We start from the raw sequence: 20,272 nt of genomic DNA on the forward strand, positions 1-20,272 counted from the left end.
AGCGGCTAAATAATTGACAATGGACAATTTACAATTGACAATGAAAAGCAAAACAAAAGAAAAAAGCTTAAAGCAATAAATAATTGTCAAATGTAAATTGTAAATTAATCACATGGGGATTTGATATAAAATGGACAAAAACAAAATAACTATAATTCTTTCATGGACGGCTGTACTTTTATGGCTCGTCCTTATGTTTTACTTATCTTCTCAACCAGCAGTACAGTCGGATGGATTGAGTAAAAAAGTTACTAAAGTTATTGTGGAGACAGTGGATAAGGTAGTAAAGCTGGATGATGATAGAGAAGATATTAATTTAGTAGAAAAATTTAATCATATTGTAAGAAAATACGCCCACTTTACTTGTTATTTGGTACTTGGGTTATTGGTTATGAATGCTTTTAGAAGAAGTGGAGTTAAAGGGCTTAGAGTATTTATATTTTCTCTTATGTTTTGTATATTTTATGCTATAAGTGATGAAATGCATCAAGTTTTTATACCAGGTAGGGGTGCACAGGTTACTGATGTACTTATTGATAATTTAGGGAGTTTTGTTGGGATTGGGATGTATGGAGTAATTGGTAAATTTAAGAAGGTCATAGCTAGTAATTAAGCAGTTTACTAGTTATGACCTTTATTGTTATTTATAATAGTCGCATAATTTTTCTTCTTGTAAAATTTTACCTTTTTCTAAACTAATAAGCATAACATATAAATTGGCTCTTAAAGATACTGGAGGTCTTTTAAATATATGTTTATATACCTTTTCATCGTTTACCGCTATTGTAAACTTATCTGTTGGTAAAAGTTCCATCATTGATATTTGACCATAAAGGTGGTGAATGAACATTATAGAAGGATGAATTCGACTACTATTTAAGCTTACTCTAAATTCTATATACCACTTCTTATATCCATCGTGGTCAATATCAATTATCATATCAGGAAATCGCATTCTACCTTCGGGTTTTTGAATGGTCCATTTAAAATCTTTATTATACAAATCTGCTAAAATAACCTGAAGGAATTTTTGCTCCATTTCTTCTACAAGGATTCTTCTATTTCTAGGAGAATCTTCATTTTTCATAGAATCCTCACTAATGTATCCAGCTGCAATCATAAGATCTCTATAAGAAACGCCATTAGCGGCATATTTAGCAAATTTAGATATAGTTTCAGGAGTTGGAGGGGAATCTATCATTTCTCTGAGAAACCTAGATATATGCGCAGCACTTACTCCAGTTTCATTAGCATATTGATTAATAGATCTGTCACCTTTAGCTTTATCAAGAAGAAGTGCAAATGACTCTTTATTAAATACTTTTTCAGTATCCATATAATTCACCTCCTAACTAGTGTATTCTTATATTTTAATTATAACACCTATTGTTGACTACAGTCAATAAATTTATTGAAAAAATTTTAAAAATACTATTGTGTATAAAATCATAATGTGCTATATTTATTATATACAGTAAAAGAAAAACTATTATAATATTAAATGAAAGTAGATTTAGATAATGACTACATACCAATTATATAGCACAAATAAATTTATATTATTACTATAATATTATGGAAAGGGGAATGTATTATTGACTTAAAATCTATTTTAGAGCGCTCAGGGTTAAAGAAAATAATATCTATTACACAAAATATATTTTTTTACCCAAACCATTGACTGTAAACAATACCTAAAATACAATACAGAAAACAATAAAACTTAAATATTGACTACAGGATATACGTTCATTAGCCACATATGGATTTTATTATATGGGTGTTAATAATAGTCCTAAACTATAAAACCCAAATGAGTATTTCACAAAATTATAAGGGGGAGGAATAAAAGATAATGTATGAAAAAGTGAAATGCCCAATTTGTGGGCGTAGGTTATTTGACAAAGAAAGAGAAGCAAAGGGAACTATATCGATAAAATGTCCCCATTGCAGAAAAATATCAACAGTAAATCTTGGAGATTAAATATTTGATAAATATAAAAGAGAAAAAGACTATACCGAGCAACGGAGTCAGATGAACTACCAAATAGCCGGATAGCTACTTTTAATTTAAGTAGTTATCTGGCTATTTTTTTTAAAACTTTTTTCTAAATAAGAAAAAAACCTTCCTATTTAACTTTTATTCTTAAATCACAGAGCAAAGGAAAGGGGGTGAGAAAGCGATGGGACCAAATGAAAGGCGAATGGAAATTATAGAAGTTTTATGCAAAAGGCGACAAGATACAATGGCTAACTTAGCCTTTGAGTTTGGTGTTAGTACTAGGACTATAAGAAATGATATTGATATCCTATCGCTTTCTTATCCCATAGAAACAATTCGAGGTCGTTATGGTGGCGGGGTAAAAGTAGCAGATGGTTATTATCTTAACAGGAAGTACCTAAAGCCTGAACAGCAGGAATTATTGGAAAGACTTAGGGCGAGCCTATCTGGTAATGACCTAGCTGTGATAAACAGCATCCTCAAGGACTTTGCTCTGAATTACTAATAGGAGAGGAGGTGCAGATTATGAACGACATACATCTTGCATTAGCAGAAGAACTAGAAAAGCTAGCAGCTGTATATCGTGCCAAGAGTCAAATAAGAACAGATGAGATAAGTATTCAAGATATAAGTTTTATACTGTCTGAAAAAATGAAAAAAGGCAAGATAACAGCAATTAAAGCACTATTAAGGAAATATGGTGCAGAGAAGCTTATAGAAGTTAAACCAGAAGATTATGCAACGGTTTTAGAAGAGGCTAAAAAAATATAATGGGGGGAAAGAGCATGAATCAGTTAAAAATTTTTAAAAATACGGAGTTTGGTGAACTAGGAGTTTTAGTGATAGATGGGAAAGAGTATTTTCCAGCAACAGAGTGTGCAAGAATTTTAGGATACACCAATCCACATAAGGCCATAAGAGATCATTGTAGGGGGTGCACGAAACGTTCAGTAGGGGTAGTAACAGGTAAAAAAGGTGACGGAAGTGATGCAATTCAAGAAGTAGAGATGAATTTTATAGCAGAAGGAGACTTATATAGATTAATAATAAGATCCAAACTTCCTACGGCTCAAAAATTTGAGCGATGGGTTTTTGATGAAGTATTACCTTCAATAAGAAAACACGGAATTTATGCAGCAGATAAGGTAATAGAAGAAATGTTAAATAACCCAGACACAATGATAAAAACACTTCAGGCACTAAAAGAAGAAAGAAAAAAGATACAAGAACTTACAGCAAAGGTTGAAGAACAGGACAAGAAACTAGAACTATTTAGAAATCTTCAGCGTTTGAATGAAATGCTTAGGGCTTCTGATATTGGTATGTATTATGGAATAACAGCAAAGGAGTTTAACAGAATAATGAAAAATGCAGGAGTTATTAAAAAAGTTGACAACAATTTCTATGGTCGTAATTCATATTACGTTATGACAGCTAAGTATAGCCATACAAGATACTGTCAGGTTATTACTGATACTTTGAAAAATGGAATGAAGATTAAAACCAATGTATGGCTACCTGAATCATTAGAGTTTATTGATACCATAATGCAGGAATATGGATATGAGTTTGATATATAAGCATTCTAAAAATTAGATGGTGAAAAATAATGCAAATTAATCAAGAAATAATTCAAAAAAAGCTAAAGGAAAATGGCTGGACCCAAAACGAACTTGCAAGAAGGATGGATATTTCTAAAGGAACACTTAGTAATGTTTTAAGTGGAAGACGTGGTGCAGGCAGAAAAGTAATTTCTAGTCTACTTAGAGCGTTTCCAGAAGAAAAGTTAGAAAATCTTATTCTAAGTAAAAGTAAACAAACTGATAAAAGAGGTAGGTGATAAAAATAATTCTATACCCACATCAAAGACAGGCCCTAAAAGAAACTCAAAAGATAAATAGAGTAGCTTACTACCTGGACCTTGGGCTTGGGAAGACTTTTGTAGGCTCGGAGAAAATGAAACAGTTAGGAACTCCATACAATCTCCTAGTCTGTCAGAAATCCAAAATCAAAGACTGGACCGAGCACTTTAAAACCTACTATGACTATGAAGTAATAATTTTTAAGAACCAGTCCATAGAAAGTATTCCGAAGCACAGTGTTATAATTATCAACTATGACCTAGTATGGCGAAGGAAACAATTGCAGGAACTAAGGGATTTTACACTGATGCTTGATGAGTCCCAATACATTAAAAACGAGACCTGCAATAGAGCTAAATTTATCCTTAGTTTAGCACCTACTAATGTCATCTTATTAAGTGGTACTCCTACAGGTGGTAAGTATGAAGAGTTGTGGTCCCAGTTAAAACTCTTAGGTTGGAATATAAGTAAAAAGCTATTTTATAAGCATTATACAATCACAGAAAAACTTGATATGGGTGGATTTCAGATTACAGTTGTAAAGGGTTATAAAAATGTAGATAGGTTAAAAGAGAAATTAAAAGAATACGGTGCAGTGTTTATGAAAAGCGAAGAAGTCCTTGACTTGCCAGAACAGATTGAAAATATGGTAACAGTTAAAAACACCAAGGAGTATAGGAAGTTTAAAAAAGATAGAGTCATCACAATCGATGATGAAACTTTAGTAGGGGATACAGCTTTAACCAAACTATTATACCTAAGACAACTGGCATCCATCTATAATCCTAACAAACATCAAGCCCTTAAGGATTTACTTATATCTACAGAAGATAGAGTGGTAGTTTTCTATAACTTCAAGAAAGAATTTGAAATTATTAAAGACATATGTGAGAAATTAGAAAAGCCTGTATCCTATATCAATGGAGAAGGTACTGACCTTAAAAACTATGAAGTTAAAGATAACACTGTAACATTAGTTCAATACCAAGCAGGAGCTTCAGGTGTAAACCTTCAAAGAGCCAATAAAATTATTTATCACAGCTTACCTTTATCCAGTGAATTATGGATGCAGAGTAAGAAAAGAATTCATAGGATAGGTCAGAGCAGGAGCTGCTTTTACTACTATTTTATTACAGAAAAGAGTGTAGAAGAAAAAATATTAGAGGTTCTAAAAGAAAGAAGGGACTTCACACTAGATTTATTTGAGAAGGTGGATAGATGACAGAGAAACAGCTTCAAAGAAAAGTCATTAAGTATTTAAAATCCTTACCTAACACTTGGTTTTTCAAAGTATGGGGAGGTGGATATCAAAGAGCAGGTATACCAGATTTAATCTGCTGCATTAATGGAATATTCATTGCCATTGAACTTAAAGGAGATAATGGAAAACCCACTGAGCTACAAAAGATGAATATTAAAAATATTAATGATGCTGGTGGTATAGGAGTAATTTTATATCCGAAAGGATTTAAGGAATTTAAAAAATTAGTAGGGGAGGTGAAAAGGTGCAATATTCCCACAGCAGGGTGGAGTGTTTTGAAAAATGCAAGTTTCAGTTCTATCTTAGATACATCAAAGGATTAACCACTATTATTCCTCCAGGTGCAGATAGTCTACTTATTGTTGGAAGTGCTATGCACTTGGGACTGGAAAATGGCATTGATGAAATGGAGAAATATTATTATTACCAATATCCAGTTATAAATGATAAACACATTAATGAAATGATTAAATTAACAATCCTTGTAGAAAAAGCATTAGAGGTAATTAGGGATTTAATTCATGATAAACCAGTTACCTTTGAGTACGAGATAGATTTTCCAGAATTTAAAGGATTTGTAGATTTGATTATTCATAATAAGGACAGTACAGTAGACATCTATGATTTTAAATATAGCAACAATATTGACCACTACCTTCAGTCAAAGCAGCTTCATCTATATAAGTACTTTTTAGAAAAATTAGGGCTTAAGGTTTCAAAGCTAGGTTTTATTTTTATCCCTAAAACTTACATCAGACAAAAGAAAACAGAGGATCTTTATCAATTTAGAAAGCGGCTTAAAGAAACACTCTCTAACATGGAAATAAAAATTATAGAAATACCCTATGAGCACCAGAAGGTGGAGGAGTTTTTTAATAGCTGCTTAGATATTGAAAGTGAAAAAATTTATGAAAAAGCACCAAGCAGATTATGTGATTGGTGTGAATTTAAAAAATACTGTGAGGAGGAGATTTCTTATATGCTACTACCTAAAAATGAAAGAAGAGAGAAAAAGATTGATGTAAATCCTGATATGTGGCTATATGCCGATAGTTATGTGGGAAAATCAACATTTGTAGATAAGTTTGATGACCTACTGTTTTTAAATACCGATGGAAACACAGACAATACAACATCTCCAGTTATAAAAATTGCCGATGAAGTAACCTATGAAGGAAGGCTAAAAAAAGTAAAAATGGCCTGGGAAGTGTTTCTAGACGCAGTCACAGAGCTTGAAAAAAAGGAGAATACTTTCAAAAGGGTATGTATTGATTTAGTAGAGGATCTATATGAACACTGTAGACTTTATAACTATAAAAAATTAGGAATAGACCATGAACAAGATGCTGGCTTTGGTAAAGGCTGGGATATGGTAAGGACCGAATTTCTATCAGCAATGAAAAGGCTTAAAAACCTAGGATATCAAATAATATATATTTCAAAAGAACTAAACTCTGAGATAACCCTTAAAAATGGCAATAAAATTACCACAATAAAACCTAACATTAATGACAAAGTGGCAAATGTGCTGGCAGGAACAGTAGATTTAACTGTAAGGGCTTATATAGATGGTAAAGAAAGATTTCTACAGCTTGAGAAGAAAGAAAATATATTTGGTGGTGGAAGATTCGAGTTTAAAGAGCCTAGAGTAAAACTAGATAAAAAAGAGTTTATAAAGGCATTGAAAGCAGCACAAGAAGGTATTAAAACCTATTCAAAGGTAGAAACATCAGATGAAACTGAAGAAGAAACAGAAGAAGCTACAGATAATGATGCATCTGAAACAGAAGAAAATGAGAAACCAGAAAAGCCAGCAAGAAAGAGCAGACGCTCTAGAAAATAAAAATTAATAAAAATTAAAAGGAGGAATTTTTAATGAGTAATGTATTTGCAAAATTTGACAAAGAATTTGATGTGAAGGGATTAAGAGAAGACTTAAAAAATATTAGTACAGGTGATACTGAGTACAAGGAAGTACCCCTTGGAACTTATGAAGTAAAGATTGAAAAGTTAGAGCTAGCAGAATCTAAGAGCGGAAAACCTATGGTTAGCTGTTGGATGAGAATTTTAGAAGGAGAATATAAAAACTCTATTCTGTTTATGAATCAAGTTATCCATACTCCCTATGGACTTCATATGGCAAATGAATTTTTAAGGTCTTTAGAATCTTGTATAGAAGTAGAATTTGAAAGTTTTACTCAATACCATAATATGCTCCTTAATATCCATGAAGCCATTGATGAAACCTATGAGTATGCAGTGGAGTATGGGGAAACCAAAAAAGGATTCAAGACCTTTAAAATAGTTGAAGTATTCGAGGTTGAATAAAGATGATTTTATTTTATGACGTAGAAGTCTTTCCCCACGATTGGCTTCTCGTCATAATAGACCCTACAAATCATCAAAAACATGTGATTATAAATGATGCTAAGAAATTAGCATCATTTTGTGAAAAACATAAAGAACATATCTGGATAGGCTATAACAGCCGTCACTATGACCAGTATATTCTAAAAGGTATCCTTTTAGGTTTTGATCCCCATAGTATCTCCAAGTACATTATAACAGATAAAAAGCAGGGATGGCAGTATAGCTCTTTATTTCAAAAAATAAAACTCTATCAATATGATGTAATGACTACCCATAATAGTCTAAAGGAACTAGAAGGCTTCATGGGAAATGATATCAGAGAAACGACAGTAAGTTTTAATATAGATAGAAAACTAACTGAAAATGAATTACAGGAAGTAGTTAGTTACTGCACATATGACGTAGAGCAGACTATGGAGATTTTTCTTCATAGAAAAGAAGAATTTGACTCCCATGTGGCTCTGCTAAAGGCCTTTAATCTACCACTAAAATATATAAGTAAAACCAAGGCGCAACTTGCAGCGGTAATTTTAAAGGCAAGAAGAGTAAATAGAAATGATGAATTTGATTTAATCCTGCCAAACACTTTAAAAATTGAAAAATACAAACATGTAGTAGAGTGGTACAAGAACTTAAACAATCATAGTTATGAAAAATCCCTAGAAACAACTATAAGTGGAGTGCCCCATGTATTTGCATGGGGAGGGCTTCACGGAGCAAGGGACAAGTATCAGGATGAAGGTATTCTTGTAAATGTTGATGTAAGTTCCTTTTATCCATCCCTAATGCTTGAATATGATTTTTTATCAAGAAACGTAGAAGATCCTAACTTATACAAGAAAATCTATGAAGAACGGTTAAGGTTAAAAGCACAAAAGGACCCTATGCAGCTTCCTTATAAAATCGTTCTTAACAGTACCTATGGGGCCATGAAATATAAATATAATAACCTCTATGACCCAAGACAGGCTAATAATGTGTGCGTAGGTGGACAGCTACTTCTTCTAGATTTAATAGAGAAACTAGAGCCCTACTGGACATTAATTCAATCTAACACCGATGGATTAATAGGAAAAATCAAAAGGAAAAGGGACCTTAACAAAATAAAATCCATCTGCAAAGAGTGGGAAGATAGAACCCGTATGAAATTAGATTTTGAACTCTTTCATAAAATCTATCAAAAGGATGTAAACAACTATATCATCATTAAAGAAGATGGTAGCTATAAGTCTAAAGGAGCCTATGTAAAAAAATTAAATGAAATAGATAATGATTTACCTATTGTAAATATGGCATTAAAGGAATTTTTTATTAATGGAGTACCAGTAGAAGAAACCATAAATAACTGTAGGGACCTTTTAATGTTTCAAAAGGTAGTAAAGATAAGCTATAAATATTCCCATGCTCTTTATGGCAATAAAAAATTATCAGAAAGGTGCCTTAGGGTATTTGCTTCAAAGAAAGAAGATGACAATGGAGTTTATAAAGTAAAGGAAAATGGCAGAGTAGAAAAAATAGCTGCTACACCAGAGAAGTGTTTTATTAAAAATGAAAATGTTATAGGTAAAAGAATACCTAGAAGACTTGATAGAGAATGGTATATTCAGGTAGCAAAGAAAAGACTTAGTGATTTTTTAGAAAAAGCAAAGTGATACATCCCAAATAACTAACACCTAATCATTTTACAATCATTAAAAATCGGCTCTTTTCTGGGAGGTAAGTTCCCAAAAGAGCCTTAAAAACAGCATCTAAGAGAGAAAAAATCTGATTCAGGAGGGGTTAGTTGGTAGGAAAGGCAGTTTTTTATTAAAAATCTGGTAGGAAAACCTTATAAAAAGGTAGCGAATTCTTACCAACTACCCTATGAATTGGTATAAAAAACTACCAGTTAATTAGCAATTTTAATCAATAAGGTGGTGAAAAAGTGGACATTTTAAAAGGTTACATTAAAACAAGAGGTAAAAAACCCATAGAAACATACAGAAAGAAAAAGAAATTCTATACCTACGACTACATCCGTAAAACCGGTGGTGACTTTGCTGGAATTTTAGCAGATGGGATGGTACAGATTGATGTAGATGATGAACAAGAAGCGGACCTTGTAAAAAATATAGTTACTGACCAGAAAATATCTTGTGCTATTTTAAGGACTACTAGAGGACTGCACTTTTACTTTAGAAATAAGGATATAAATAAAAGACAGACAAAAAAGAAAACACCAATAGGTGTATCTGTTGATATAGGTATTGGTGAGCAGAATGCTCTTGTACCAATAAAAGTAGAAGGTAAAACGAGAAGATGGCTAAACCGTATTGAAAATATTGAGGATATTGATTTTTTACCAGATTGGTTAAGACCTATTAAAAATACCCCAGATTTTAGCGCTCTAGGAGAAGGTGATGGGCGGAATCAAACTCTTTTTAATTATATACTTACCTTACAGTCAGAAGGTTTTAGTAAAGAAAGTATAAAAAACACTATTGCTATCATCAATCAATACATTTTAAAGGTACCACTGGAAAAAAGAGAACTAGATAAAATTTTAAGAGATGAAGCATTTTTAAAAGAGTCCTTTTATATTAAGTCAAAATTTCTTCATGATAAGTTTGCTAAATTTCTTAAAACAGAGGAGCACATCATAAAGATTAATAGCCAGCTTCATATCTACAGAGATGGTATATATAAAAGCGACCCACTAGAAATTGAATCATCTATGATTAAACATTTGCCGGAGCTTACAAAGTCTAAAAGAAATGAGATATATAGTTATTTACAGCTTATAGCAGAAGATGTAGAGCCATCAGATGCAAAATATATAGCCCTTGCAAGTGGAGTACTAGATATAGATACTATGACAATTACTGACTTTTCACCGAATTTAATATTACAAAATAAAATTGAATATGATTATCTTCCAAGTGCCTATGACTCAGTAGTAGATAGAACCCTTGATAAAATATGCTGTAATGATAAGGATTTACGAAAGCTCCTAGAAGAGTTAGTAGGATACTTACTCTTTAGAAGAAATGAAATGGGTAAGTGTTTTATCCTCACTGGAAGTGGGAGTAATGGGAAGTCCACATTCCTTGATATGACTAAAAATCTATTGGGTAGTGATAATTATTCATCCCTTGGAATAGATGAACTTGGTGAAAGATTTAAAACTGCAGAGCTTTTTCACAAATTAGCTAACATTGGAGATGACATTAGTAAAAAGTATATTGACGATAATGCCATTTTTAAAAAATTAGTTACAGGAGAAACGGTAAATGTAGAGAGAAAGGGAAAGGATCCCTTTGAATTTAATAACTATGCAAAGCTTCTTTTTAGTGCAAATAAACTACCGAGGATAAATGACACTTCAGATGGTTTAATGAGAAGACTTGTAATTATTCCTTTTAATGCAGTTTTTAGTGAAAAGGATTCAGATTTTGATGCCTTTATAAAAGACAAGCTTTTAACTAAGTCGGCTATGGAGTATTTATTAAAACTTGGAATAGAAGGATTAAAAAGAGTACTAACCACAGGATTTATAGAACCTTCAGTAGTAACAAAAGAGAAGAAGGAATATGAAATGGTTAATAATCCAGTTTTAACTTTCATAAATGAAGGAATAAAAATAGAAAATGAACCATCTAAAGATGTATACAGAAAATATAGTACTTGGTGTTATGAGAATGGGTTAAAGCCCCTTAGTCATGTGGAGTTTGGACGAGAAATTAATAAGCATGGTTTTGAATCAAAGGTAAAGAGAGTTAATGGGAAAACTATAAGGATTTATATAAAGGATATTACAGAAGTTACAGATAAGTGAAAACATCTGTAACTTCTAAAGACTAGAAAAATGAATGAATAAGGCAGGTGTTACAGATGTTACAGATATTTGTTTATTCCTTTATATAAAGAGAAAAAGAGAGTAGATAAAAAATTATTATATATAAAATAAATATATATATTATATATATAATCTGTAACAATGTTAAAAAATTATCAACCTGCCGTGAAAATCGGAGGTGTAAGATTATGAATATAACAAAAACAAATGAAACTAATATAGAGCAAAAGAAATCTGAGGAGAAAAAAATCGTATTTATATGCAGTCCCTTTGCAGGGGATATTGAGGGAAACACAGAGAGAGCAAGAAGATATGGAAGATTTGCTGTAACTAAAAATGCTATACCCATTATACCTCATCTCATGTATCCACAGTTTTTATGTGAGGACGAGCCTGAAGAAAGAAAACTAGGACTAGCTATGGGATTAGTACTTTTATCAAAATGCCAGGAACTGTGGGTGTTTGGTGGTAAAGTAACATCGGGAATGGCTGTAGAAATAGATAAAGCAAAAAGTGTTAATATGCCTATTAGATATTTTGATACTCATTGTAAACCAGTGGGAGGGATGAGGTGATGAATGTGAAAGATTGCTTTGCTTATAAAAATAAAAGATGCAGCATTTTAAAATCAAACAAGTGTGAAGGAACTGAGTGTGGATTTTATAAAACAGAGGAAGAATTTAAGCTAGGACAAAAGAAGGCACTTGAGAGAATACTTTCTTTAAATAAAGATAAAAGGGATTATATAATTGAAACCTACTATGGTGGAAAAATAGAGGTGATATAGCCATGAAAGCTAAGGAATATTTATCGCAGGCTATTTGGCTTGATAAAAAGATTAATAATAAGCTTGAAGAGAAACAAAGGCTAGAAAGTTTGGCCCAAAAAGTCACAGTAGATATTACACAAGAAAAAGTATGTGGCAAAAAAATAACAAGTCCTATGGAAAATGCTATTGTTAAGCTTATAGATTTAAGTCATGAAATAAATGATGATATTGATAAATTAGTTGATTTAAAAAGAGAAATACTAGAAACTATTAACAAGGTAAATGATATTACTTGCCAAGTTCTTTTAGAAATGAGATATATATGCGGTAAAAGCTGGGAAGATGTAGCAAGTGCTATGGGTTATGACAGGAGTACAATATTTAGAATTCATGGAAAAGCATTAAAAGAAGTTCAAAAAATAAAAAGTTGCGACTAAATGAGATTGAATGCGACTATGAAAGTGTAGTAAAATATAAAATGTAAAGGTATAGAAAAATCAAGAGTACCATATGCTGTTTGAATAGGCCGAGGTTATATCGATTCGATTCCAAGGAAACGCAGCATTCTTGATAAAATGGGCCCTCAATTAAAGAGAAGAGGGTCTTTTCTATGCCAGGAAAATTAGAAAGTTAAAGCAAAGTACAAATCATAGGTTTTTATGCAAAATAAAACAATATAAAGAATTTAGCAAAATATGTTATACTGAATTTGTAGAAATGTATTTGAGTTGGTGGAAATCCCACTATTTATGGTAAATATTTTTTAGATAAAGGGGAGAAGATATGGCAAGAAGTATTGATCTATCAAAGACACAACAATACCTAGAGTGGTTAAAGACAAAATTATACCTTGATTCAAATGCCAGTAGGGCAAGTAAAAGAGTTGTTAAAAGAGGTGAGGTTTATAGATGTAATCTAGGTCTAGGAATTGGTAGTGAAGAGTGTAAGGAGAGACCATGTGTTATTCTTCAAAGCGATGCTGGTAATGTTACATCACCTAATACAATAGTTGCACCAATAACTCATACGGGATCTACATTACCTGTAGTGGTACCAATTGCTAATAAATATAACGAATCTGGTAAAATTATTTTAGATGGTAATGTGCTATTAGGTAATATAGTATGTGTAAGTAAGGCAAGATTAGGAGACTTTGTAACAAAACTAGATTCATCTGAGATGGAGGCTGTAGATGAAGCTATAGCAATTTCTGTTGATATAAAGCGTCATTACGATAAATTGAAAAATATTTTGGATGATAAAGTAGTGTATATAGGGAAACTTAAAGACAAAATTAGTGTTTTGGAAGATGAGTTATCTAAGAAAGAAGATGAATTAAATCGCTTTATTTCAATTAAAGAAGAGTTTGGGATTGAGGATATGCAGGAATTTGAAAAACAAATAAGAGAGGCCTTTTTGAAATAATCACTAGACAAAAAGGAATAAAAATGTTATTATAGTTATACAAAGATGCTATTCACGAGCGGGATAGTGGTAATACTAATTCAAAATGGGGACTACGAGCGAGTCCCTATGTATCTTTTTTGAAATTTATTTAACATAATTACTTTTTATGAATATAATATTAACAAATGGATATAAATATAATATACAAAGATGCTTTGGGATGAATGCTCAAAGTGGTATTAAAGTCAAAGATGGGGAGTCACGAGTGGGCTCCCTGGTATTATTTTTTGAAAAGGGCCAGCTAACCATAAGTTGGTCTTTTTTTATGCCTAAATTTTGGAGATGAAAAAAATGAGAAAATGTAAAAAATGTCTATGGGGAACATGGCTTACACCAAAGAAGGTGTACTGCATGTTCCCTGTTTGTTTTAAAGAAAAAACAGCGAAGGAGAAAAGTTATGCCAAGAAAACCAAAGCGCATGTGCAGCTTCCCAGGCTGCCCAGAACTGACGCAAGGAAGATACTGCGAGAAACATCAGAAGGAAGAGACGAAGAAATATAACAGAAGTAGAAAATATAAAAAGCTGTATAACAGCAGTAAATGGCAAAGGTTAAGGAAAAAGGTGTTAGTAAAACAGCCTCTTTGTGTTGAGTGTGAAAAGAATGGAGAACTTACTCCAGCAACTGTAGTGGACCATATTGTACCCCATCATGGCGATGAAGCTTTATTTTGGAATGAAGATAACCTTCAGTCACTTTGTAAATTATGTCACGATAGAAAAACAGCAAAAGAAGATGGTCGGTGGGGGAGAAAAAATAAAGTTTATACATATTAATTTTATGTGGATAATTCTGTGGATAAACTGTTGGTATCTTATGGATAGTTTACATAGGGGTAGGGGGTATAACATCTCAACACATTGAAACCACAGGAACGGGGCGGGACCTTCACAGATTAATTCGCAAAATTCAAGGGGAGGGGGTCAAAGGGCAATAGTTAGGCTGGGAGCATTGAAATAAAGGGGGTTATAGAAAATATAGCACCTGAAAAATCCCTCTTTAAAGGGCAGTTTAAGGGTACTTTTTTAGTATGAGAAATATGCAGAAAAATAGCCCTCCTAAAATTAAGAGAGCTATTTAATATATCTCTTTAATTGTTCATAAAAATTTTCACGAGTACCGGCGAGAAGTACAATGACTTTTTTACCATTGACTTCATTGATAGTATAGGCAATTTCATAGTTTGTACCTTGATATCTTACATCATATCCATAGATGCCAGATAAATCACCACGCTTTGGCTGACCAATATAAGGATCTTTACTTATTTTTTGTAAAGCTGTTTTATAAGCATCTTTTAGAGGTTTTTCTTTTAGTTTTTTAAAATAACGTGCTGCCTGGGAATTGAACTGTATTTCATACATATCTAGTTCTCCGGTCCAAAGATGTCTTCAAAGCTTTCAGATTTCTTTTCTCCGGCAGCAATGGCATCTGCATCTTCAAGCATATGAGTAATAGCTTTTTTGATATTCTTGCTTTGGGCCTCAAATTTTTTTACTAATTCATTACCTGAGTAACCTTGTGCAATAAGGTCTTTTAGTATTTCCACAGAAAATTCACCAGAATCTCTATTTAGAGGTCTGATTACAATAGCATCATCTTCAAGGGTGCATTCGACCTGATTATCAAGACCAAGATGTTTATAGAATTTTAAAGGTATCGTAATCTGACGTTTCTTAGAAACACTAATTATTTTACGATCCATATTATCACGCTCCATAACAGTTGCATTCATATCTCTAACCTCCCTATAGTATATGCAAAATTTATAAAAACAATACCAAAACCTTTATTTCTTTATAATTATTATAACAAAGAAACAAAGAAAATTCAATTAAGAAGAAAGTTGGTGAATAAAGAGTGAAAAGAACAGAAGAATTAAAAGTGTTACCCATAGATGAACTTATCCCTTATGCTAATAATGCCAGAACCCATAGCAAAGAGCAGATAAAAAAGCTTAGAAGCAGTCTTAGAGAATTTGGGTTTGTAAATCCAATACTAATCGATAAAGATAAGAACATAATTGCAGGCCATGGCAGAGTATCTGCAGCAAAGGAAGAGGGAATAAAAGAAGTACCCTGCGTGTTAGTAGAGCACTTAACAGAGGCACAAAAGAAAGCATATATTTTAGCTGATAACAGATTAGCTTTAGGTGCTGGATGGGACAAAGAGCTATTGGCCCTAGAACTAGAGAATTTAAAAGAACTGGATTTTGATATAAACCTTATTGGATTTGATGCTGCAGAGATAGAAGATTTGTTTTCTAACATTCATGATAAAGAAGTAAAAGACGATGATTTTGATGTAGATGCAGCCCTTGAAGAAGAGCCAATATCAAAACAAGGAGATATATGGATACTTGGAAAGCATAGGATTATCTGTGGGGACAGTACAAAAGCAGAAACTTATGAGAAGCTTATGGAAGGTAAGAGAGCAAACTTAGTGGTTACCGATCCCCCTTACGGCGTATCATATGAAGGAGTTGCAGGAACCATACAAAATGACAATCTTGATAATGATGCTTTTTACAAATTTTTATATGATGCTTTTAAAAACATGGAAAGTGTAATGGCAGATGATGCATCAATATATGTTTTTCATGCAGATACCAAAGGACTAATATTTAGAAAGGCCTTCGAAGATGCAGGATTCTATTTATCAGGGGTTTGTCAATGGGTTAAAAATTCATTAGTTTTAGGAAGAAGTCCTTATCAATGGAAACACGAACCCTGCCTCTTTGGTTGGAAAAAGAAAGGAAAACACAAATGGTATGCAGGAAGACAAGAAACTACAGTTTGGAATTTTGATAGACCTACAAAATCAAAATTACATCCAACTACAAAACCTATACCCTTAATAGCATATCCTATAAAAAATAGTTCTGTTAGTAACTGCATAGTTCTAGAGCCTTTTGCAGGAAGCGGATCAACAATTATCGTTTGTGAACAACTCGATAGAATATGTTACGGGATAGAGTTAGATGAAAAATACTGTGATGTAATTGTTAAAAGGTATATAGCGTATGTTGGCACTGATGAAGAAGTTTTTGTAATAAGGGATGGGGAGAAAATATCTTACAGAAATATGGATATAACAAAATAAATTCCTTGACTTTACCTGTGTTTAGAGTGATGTATATAGTAACAAAAAACACAGGAGGGATTTTAAATGGATAGAAAGGAACTAGTAAAAAAGTTAAGTGAACATTTTGGAGTGAAATCTAAGTATCTTGGAGCACCAAGCTTTGCATACCAAATTGAAACAGAAGGTGAAACCTACACAATTGACAGAGAAGGGAGAATTATAAAACGTTCAGGAGAAGAAATACAATTTAAACAGTTATTAAAAGGACCTGAAAAAGTAGAACCTAAGGAATTAGAAACTAGGACAGCTAATGAAACACTAGCTGAAGATATAGTAATTATTTTACCAATGGCAGACCATAGTGGAAAAACCTTAAGAAATCTAGTTAACATGATTTACAGCAAGCAAGACCTTATTAAAAAAGCTTTAGAAATTGAGAAAGATTTAGTAAAAGACGATTTTGCCATAGGCATTAACGAAGTTAAAATCGAAACCTTAGAAGATTTTAAAACTGCCCTTGAAGACATAGGAAAGAATAGCTGCCCAAGCATTGAATTTAATTTCTATGATAAAAAAATATATTTTAATTTTTTACAAGTAGAAGAAGAAAATACTGAAAAGATTAAAGTTTATAAACAGTTTGTATCTATACTAAATGAAAACGCTAAAAAGTTAAAACATGCTTCAGCAAAGGCTAAACCTACAGATAATGAAAAATATACCTTTAAGGAACGCTGAACCGGGTTCATCGTTCCACGTAAGGTTGGTGGACAGGCATAGTACTATTGCTTGTCCTCTATTTTTTATTCTAATTTGTATTGAAGGAGTAATAATAGATGCGTAACTTAAAAGCTAGAAGATATATTTATTTAATTGTAACTGTAATCATATTAAGCTTTATAGTTTTTATAAACACTATAGGCAATATCTTAGTAGATATAGATGAGGTTGAGAAAAGTGACATCATAGTAGTCCTTATGGGGAGTATTCCTGATAGAATACTAGAAGCAGTTGATTTATATAAAAGTGGATATAGTGATAATATAGTTATTGTAGATGAATATAAAAGTCCGTTGATAGAAGAAAAGAACATCGATACTCCTGTAGGAGCAAGTATAAACAAAAGTATTGCAGTTGAGATGGGAGTACCTAGAGAAAATATAACTATCATTGATGGTAATACATTTAGTACTCAAGACGAAGCAGTAAATATAAGATACTACTTAAAAGAAAATAAAGATATAAACTCTATGATACTAGTTACTTCAAAGTATCATTCCTTTAGAGCTAAAAAGATTTTTGAAAAAGCATTGGATTCGTTAGATAGGGATGTTAAAGTTATTTCTCGTCCTACTAAGTATGATGAATTTAATCATGATAGATGGTGGCAAAATAGAGAAGATATTGAAAAGGTAGTATTTGAAGTGATAAAGTTATTGAACTTTTACTTTATAGACCAGTTTAAGTTGTAGAAAAGGAAAGTGGAACGCTGAACCGGGTTCAGCGTTCCTTTTTAGCATCAGAGTAAAGTGAAAACAAATTTACAGTGATATCCCTAAGATTTTGCATGAAAAATATAGGAGGGATTTGTATTTCTTTATCGAAGTAATGAAGTAACTCCAACATTAGATACTATTTTTTTAATAGTGGGATGTTTGATAGGTTCTATATTCTGTAGATAAAATACAAGTGTTTGTTATACCTTCAAACAATAAGATTGATGAAGAAAGATTATATGATAAAGCTATGTATGACTTAACCTCTGTTGATGAGTGTTTAAGTATTTGTGTACATGAATATGATATTGAAAGAAATAAAAAGCAAAGCTTCGATAATAGAGCAAGCTTAATTATAACCGTACTTACAGCTATTATAATTGCTATATATGATAAAATACCGTTGAAAAGTGCTCTATCGATGTTAGATGAACCTTTAACTTTTGTTGTATTGATGCAGATTATAACCACTGTACTCATTTACATACTTTTAATTACTGCATTCTATTATGGAATAAGAATTATTTCTGTAAAGACGTTTGAGAATTTTGATATAACAATTATTGATGGTGATTTTATAGCAGCAGCAAAGATGGATTCAGTATCAAAACTGCTTGAGATTTACCTTAATCTTACCGTAATTCATAGAAGAAAAAATGAGACTTTTGACACTACGTATAAGAGAGGGAGGGATTAATTATGAGTAATAATAATTCTAATGAATTAAAAAAATTGTTATTGATACAGCCAAGTTACGTACTGATGCGGGAAAAAGATTAGATACCACTGGCACAGTTATTATGTTTGATGAAAAAGGGAATATGATGAAGCTTAGATTATTTAAAGACATCCATGAAGAAGAGATAAAAGAATATAATTTAAAGTATTATTTTAGTAGCGTTAAATAAAAGAGGTATTTGCTATGATAAAATATATAACCGATAAAGAGCTAAGGGAATTACGTCAAAAAAATGAACAGCATTTTAGAAATATTGAGGCTGCCACAAAATTAAGACGTGAGGCAATGAAATCCAAAACTGGAGTAGTAGGGAATAATTTCTGGTCGGATTTTGTGGCCGAGCAAATGAATAAGGGTAGTATAATACAATATCCTCATGGAAGAGTAATGTGTTTTGGTGAAGCATCAAATTATTATCGTGGGCAACTAAAAGATTATGGTAGTTGTAAACCTACATTATTTCGAGGGACCCTTACCGAATCAAAAGAAATGATACTTCTTAAGAAATTTGTATCTGGCATGCAAATTATTGCCTTGAACAAATTGATAGAACCTCTGCATCAAGTTAGAAGCTGGAAATTTGGAGATATTTTCACATATATGATTGCTCAACATTATGGGATAAGAACAAAGTATTTGGATATCACAAGTAATATGGAAGTTGCACTTTTCTTTGCAACATGCATGCACATAGGGAATAATAGATATCGCCCAATTACAGAAGAAGATATTGAGAGTAATATCGGTAAAGAGGGGATGATTTACTGGCGGATAGGTGAATTAGATTATATAGAAGCTATAGAAAATAGACAAAGCATATATCCAATCGGTTATCAACCATTTTCTAGATGTCATAAACAATATGGGTATTTCATGGTTGGTAACGAGAATTTTGACTTAAATAATGAACCTAATTTTAATATCTATTATTTTAATAGAACACCCAATTTATCTAAGGAAATCTACGAAAAGTTTGACGGTGGAAAAACTTTATTTGAATATGATGCACTAGCTGAGCTCAAGGATATGTTAGATAGCATCCAGTCAACTAAGTTTTTTTCGGAAGAAGTTTTTGAAGAAACTGTAGCATTAGAGGAATTTTCTGTATGGGATAAGGATAGGTTGATTAAGGAATTAAACAATCAAATGGGAATCAGCATTGGTGGGAATAGTATAAAGCTTTCAAGACAGAGACGAAGAGCTATAGATCGAAAATGGTCAATAGAATCATTTGTTGAGAAGGAGGGGTTAGCACCAGGATACAGGATGGTCTACACATCGCCTAAGGCATAATGGAAAGTTTGGATAGTAACTAAAACCATCTTTTATAATTGTGTCAAAATGCTCCGGGAGGTCTATAAAGATGAAATGGTGATAGACAGTAGTTA

At 32.2% G+C, this 20,272-nt stretch carries 26 protein-coding genes; 23 read left to right on the forward strand and 3 right to left on the reverse strand.

Going from position 1 to position 20,272, the window contains the following annotated elements:
- Positions 1-130: 130 nt before the first annotated feature.
- The gene (locus tag L21TH_RS12905; protein ID WP_052002723.1) at positions 131-613 is read left to right on the forward strand and encodes a VanZ family protein; all 483 of its coding nucleotides are present in this window, start codon (positions 131-133) and stop codon (positions 611-613) included.
- 27 nt (positions 614-640) lie between these two features.
- On the opposite strand, the gene L21TH_RS13925 is transcribed toward L21TH_RS12905, so the two are convergent.
- Positions 641-1,336 (reverse strand): hypothetical protein, encoded by a 696-nt coding sequence (locus L21TH_RS13925; RefSeq protein ID WP_006317335.1) that lies wholly within the window; start codon positions 1,334-1,336, stop codon positions 641-643.
- Positions 1,337-1,855: 519 nt separating this feature from the next.
- On the opposite strand from L21TH_RS13925, the gene L21TH_RS15150 reads away from it, so the two are divergent.
- From L21TH_RS15150 to L21TH_RS15155, 17 genes are all read left to right on the forward strand, one after another.
- Complete coding sequence (locus tag L21TH_RS15150; protein WP_006317336.1) at positions 1,856-1,984, forward strand: hypothetical protein; 129 nt, start codon at positions 1,856-1,858, stop codon at positions 1,982-1,984.
- 199 nt (positions 1,985-2,183) lie between these two features.
- Positions 2,184-2,507 carry an HTH domain-containing protein gene (locus L21TH_RS12920; RefSeq protein ID WP_006317337.1) on the forward strand — a complete coding sequence of 108 codons (324 nt, stop codon included), beginning with the start codon at positions 2,184-2,186 and terminating at the stop codon, positions 2,505-2,507.
- A 20-nt stretch (positions 2,508-2,527) separates the two neighbouring features.
- Positions 2,528-2,773, forward strand: coding sequence for a hypothetical protein (locus L21TH_RS12925; RefSeq protein ID WP_006317338.1), 246 nt, complete (start codon positions 2,528-2,530; stop codon positions 2,771-2,773).
- Between the two features lie 14 nt (positions 2,774-2,787).
- The gene (locus tag L21TH_RS12930; protein ID WP_006317339.1) at positions 2,788-3,582 is read left to right on the forward strand and encodes a BRO-N domain-containing protein; all 795 of its coding nucleotides are present in this window, start codon (positions 2,788-2,790) and stop codon (positions 3,580-3,582) included.
- Between the two features lie 29 nt (positions 3,583-3,611).
- The gene (locus L21TH_RS12935; RefSeq protein ID WP_006317340.1) at positions 3,612-3,842 is read left to right on the forward strand and encodes a helix-turn-helix domain-containing protein; all 231 of its coding nucleotides are present in this window, start codon (positions 3,612-3,614) and stop codon (positions 3,840-3,842) included.
- Between the two features lie 116 nt (positions 3,843-3,958).
- Positions 3,959-5,086: an SNF2-related protein gene (locus L21TH_RS12940; RefSeq protein WP_081627986.1), complete on the forward strand. Its 1,128-nt coding sequence runs from the start codon at positions 3,959-3,961 to the stop codon at positions 5,084-5,086.
- On the forward strand, positions 5,083-5,448 hold the full coding sequence (locus L21TH_RS12945) for a VRR-NUC domain-containing protein (RefSeq protein WP_006317342.1): 366 nt from the start codon (positions 5,083-5,085) through the stop codon (positions 5,446-5,448). The genes L21TH_RS12940 and L21TH_RS12945 overlap by 4 nt, the downstream gene beginning before the upstream one ends.
- The gene (locus L21TH_RS12950) at positions 5,370-6,968 is read left to right on the forward strand and encodes an AAA family ATPase (protein ID WP_034430241.1); all 1,599 of its coding nucleotides are present in this window, start codon (positions 5,370-5,372) and stop codon (positions 6,966-6,968) included. Before L21TH_RS12945 ends, L21TH_RS12950 begins: the two co-directional genes overlap by 79 nt.
- 32 nt (positions 6,969-7,000) lie before the next feature.
- Positions 7,001-7,453, forward strand: coding sequence for a DUF669 domain-containing protein (locus L21TH_RS12955; protein WP_006317346.1), 453 nt, complete (start codon positions 7,001-7,003; stop codon positions 7,451-7,453).
- Positions 7,454-7,455: 2 nt separating this feature from the next.
- The gene (locus L21TH_RS12960; protein ID WP_081627985.1) at positions 7,456-9,147 is read left to right on the forward strand and encodes a DNA polymerase domain-containing protein; all 1,692 of its coding nucleotides are present in this window, start codon (positions 7,456-7,458) and stop codon (positions 9,145-9,147) included.
- Positions 9,148-9,419: 272 nt separating this feature from the next.
- Positions 9,420-11,309, forward strand: a complete 1,890-nt coding sequence (locus L21TH_RS12965) for a DNA primase family protein (protein WP_006317348.1) — start codon at positions 9,420-9,422, stop codon at positions 11,307-11,309.
- A gap of 209 nt (positions 11,310-11,518) precedes the next feature.
- Positions 11,519-11,905, forward strand: a complete 387-nt coding sequence (locus tag L21TH_RS12970; protein WP_006317350.1) for a DUF7768 domain-containing protein — start codon at positions 11,519-11,521, stop codon at positions 11,903-11,905.
- Positions 11,905-12,117, forward strand: coding sequence for a hypothetical protein (locus tag L21TH_RS12975; protein WP_006317355.1), 213 nt, complete (start codon positions 11,905-11,907; stop codon positions 12,115-12,117). The genes L21TH_RS12970 and L21TH_RS12975 overlap by 1 nt, the downstream gene beginning before the upstream one ends.
- Positions 12,118-12,119: 2 nt before the next feature.
- Positions 12,120-12,536 (forward strand): DUF1492 domain-containing protein, encoded by a 417-nt coding sequence (locus L21TH_RS12980; protein WP_006317356.1) that lies wholly within the window; start codon positions 12,120-12,122, stop codon positions 12,534-12,536.
- A 346-nt stretch (positions 12,537-12,882) separates the two neighbouring features.
- Entirely contained in the window at positions 12,883-13,524 is a 642-nt protein-coding gene (locus L21TH_RS12985; RefSeq protein WP_006317357.1) for a type II toxin-antitoxin system PemK/MazF family toxin, read from the forward strand.
- A gap of 333 nt (positions 13,525-13,857) precedes the next feature.
- Positions 13,858-14,067: a hypothetical protein gene (locus L21TH_RS14660; protein ID WP_162138501.1), complete on the forward strand. Its 210-nt coding sequence runs from the start codon at positions 13,858-13,860 to the stop codon at positions 14,065-14,067.
- 61 nt (positions 14,068-14,128) lie between these two features.
- Positions 14,129-14,341: an HNH endonuclease gene (locus L21TH_RS15155; protein ID WP_278244315.1), complete on the forward strand. Its 213-nt coding sequence runs from the start codon at positions 14,129-14,131 to the stop codon at positions 14,339-14,341.
- A 297-nt stretch (positions 14,342-14,638) separates the two neighbouring features.
- Here the strand turns inward: L21TH_RS15155 and L21TH_RS12995 are convergent, their stop codons facing one another.
- On the reverse strand, positions 14,639-14,929 hold the full coding sequence (locus L21TH_RS12995) for a type II toxin-antitoxin system RelE/ParE family toxin (protein WP_006317359.1): 291 nt from the start codon (positions 14,927-14,929) through the stop codon (positions 14,639-14,641).
- A 2-nt stretch (positions 14,930-14,931) separates the two neighbouring features.
- Positions 14,932-15,300 (reverse strand): AbrB/MazE/SpoVT family DNA-binding domain-containing protein, encoded by a 369-nt coding sequence (locus L21TH_RS13000; protein ID WP_034430246.1) that lies wholly within the window; start codon positions 15,298-15,300, stop codon positions 14,932-14,934.
- 125 nt (positions 15,301-15,425) lie between these two features.
- Between L21TH_RS13000 and L21TH_RS13005 the strand changes: the two genes are divergently transcribed.
- From L21TH_RS13005 to L21TH_RS13025, 5 genes are all read left to right on the forward strand, one after another.
- Complete coding sequence (locus L21TH_RS13005) at positions 15,426-16,667, forward strand: site-specific DNA-methyltransferase (RefSeq protein WP_006317362.1); 1,242 nt, start codon at positions 15,426-15,428, stop codon at positions 16,665-16,667.
- Positions 16,668-16,733: 66 nt separating this feature from the next.
- On the forward strand, positions 16,734-17,387 hold the full coding sequence (locus tag L21TH_RS13010; protein WP_006317363.1) for a hypothetical protein: 654 nt from the start codon (positions 16,734-16,736) through the stop codon (positions 17,385-17,387).
- A 98-nt stretch (positions 17,388-17,485) separates the two neighbouring features.
- The gene (locus L21TH_RS13015; RefSeq protein ID WP_006317364.1) at positions 17,486-18,121 is read left to right on the forward strand and encodes a YdcF family protein; all 636 of its coding nucleotides are present in this window, start codon (positions 17,486-17,488) and stop codon (positions 18,119-18,121) included.
- A gap of 217 nt (positions 18,122-18,338) precedes the next feature.
- Positions 18,339-18,842: a hypothetical protein gene (locus L21TH_RS13020; protein WP_006317365.1), complete on the forward strand. Its 504-nt coding sequence runs from the start codon at positions 18,339-18,341 to the stop codon at positions 18,840-18,842.
- Between the two features lie 225 nt (positions 18,843-19,067).
- On the forward strand, positions 19,068-20,177 hold the full coding sequence (locus tag L21TH_RS13025; RefSeq protein WP_006317366.1) for an FRG domain-containing protein: 1,110 nt from the start codon (positions 19,068-19,070) through the stop codon (positions 20,175-20,177).
- Positions 20,178-20,272 lie beyond the last annotated feature (95 nt).

The sequence above is a fragment of the Caldisalinibacter kiritimatiensis genome, from assembly GCF_000387765.1.
Lineage (GTDB): Bacteria > Bacillota > Clostridia > Tissierellales > Caldisalinibacteraceae > Caldisalinibacter > Caldisalinibacter kiritimatiensis.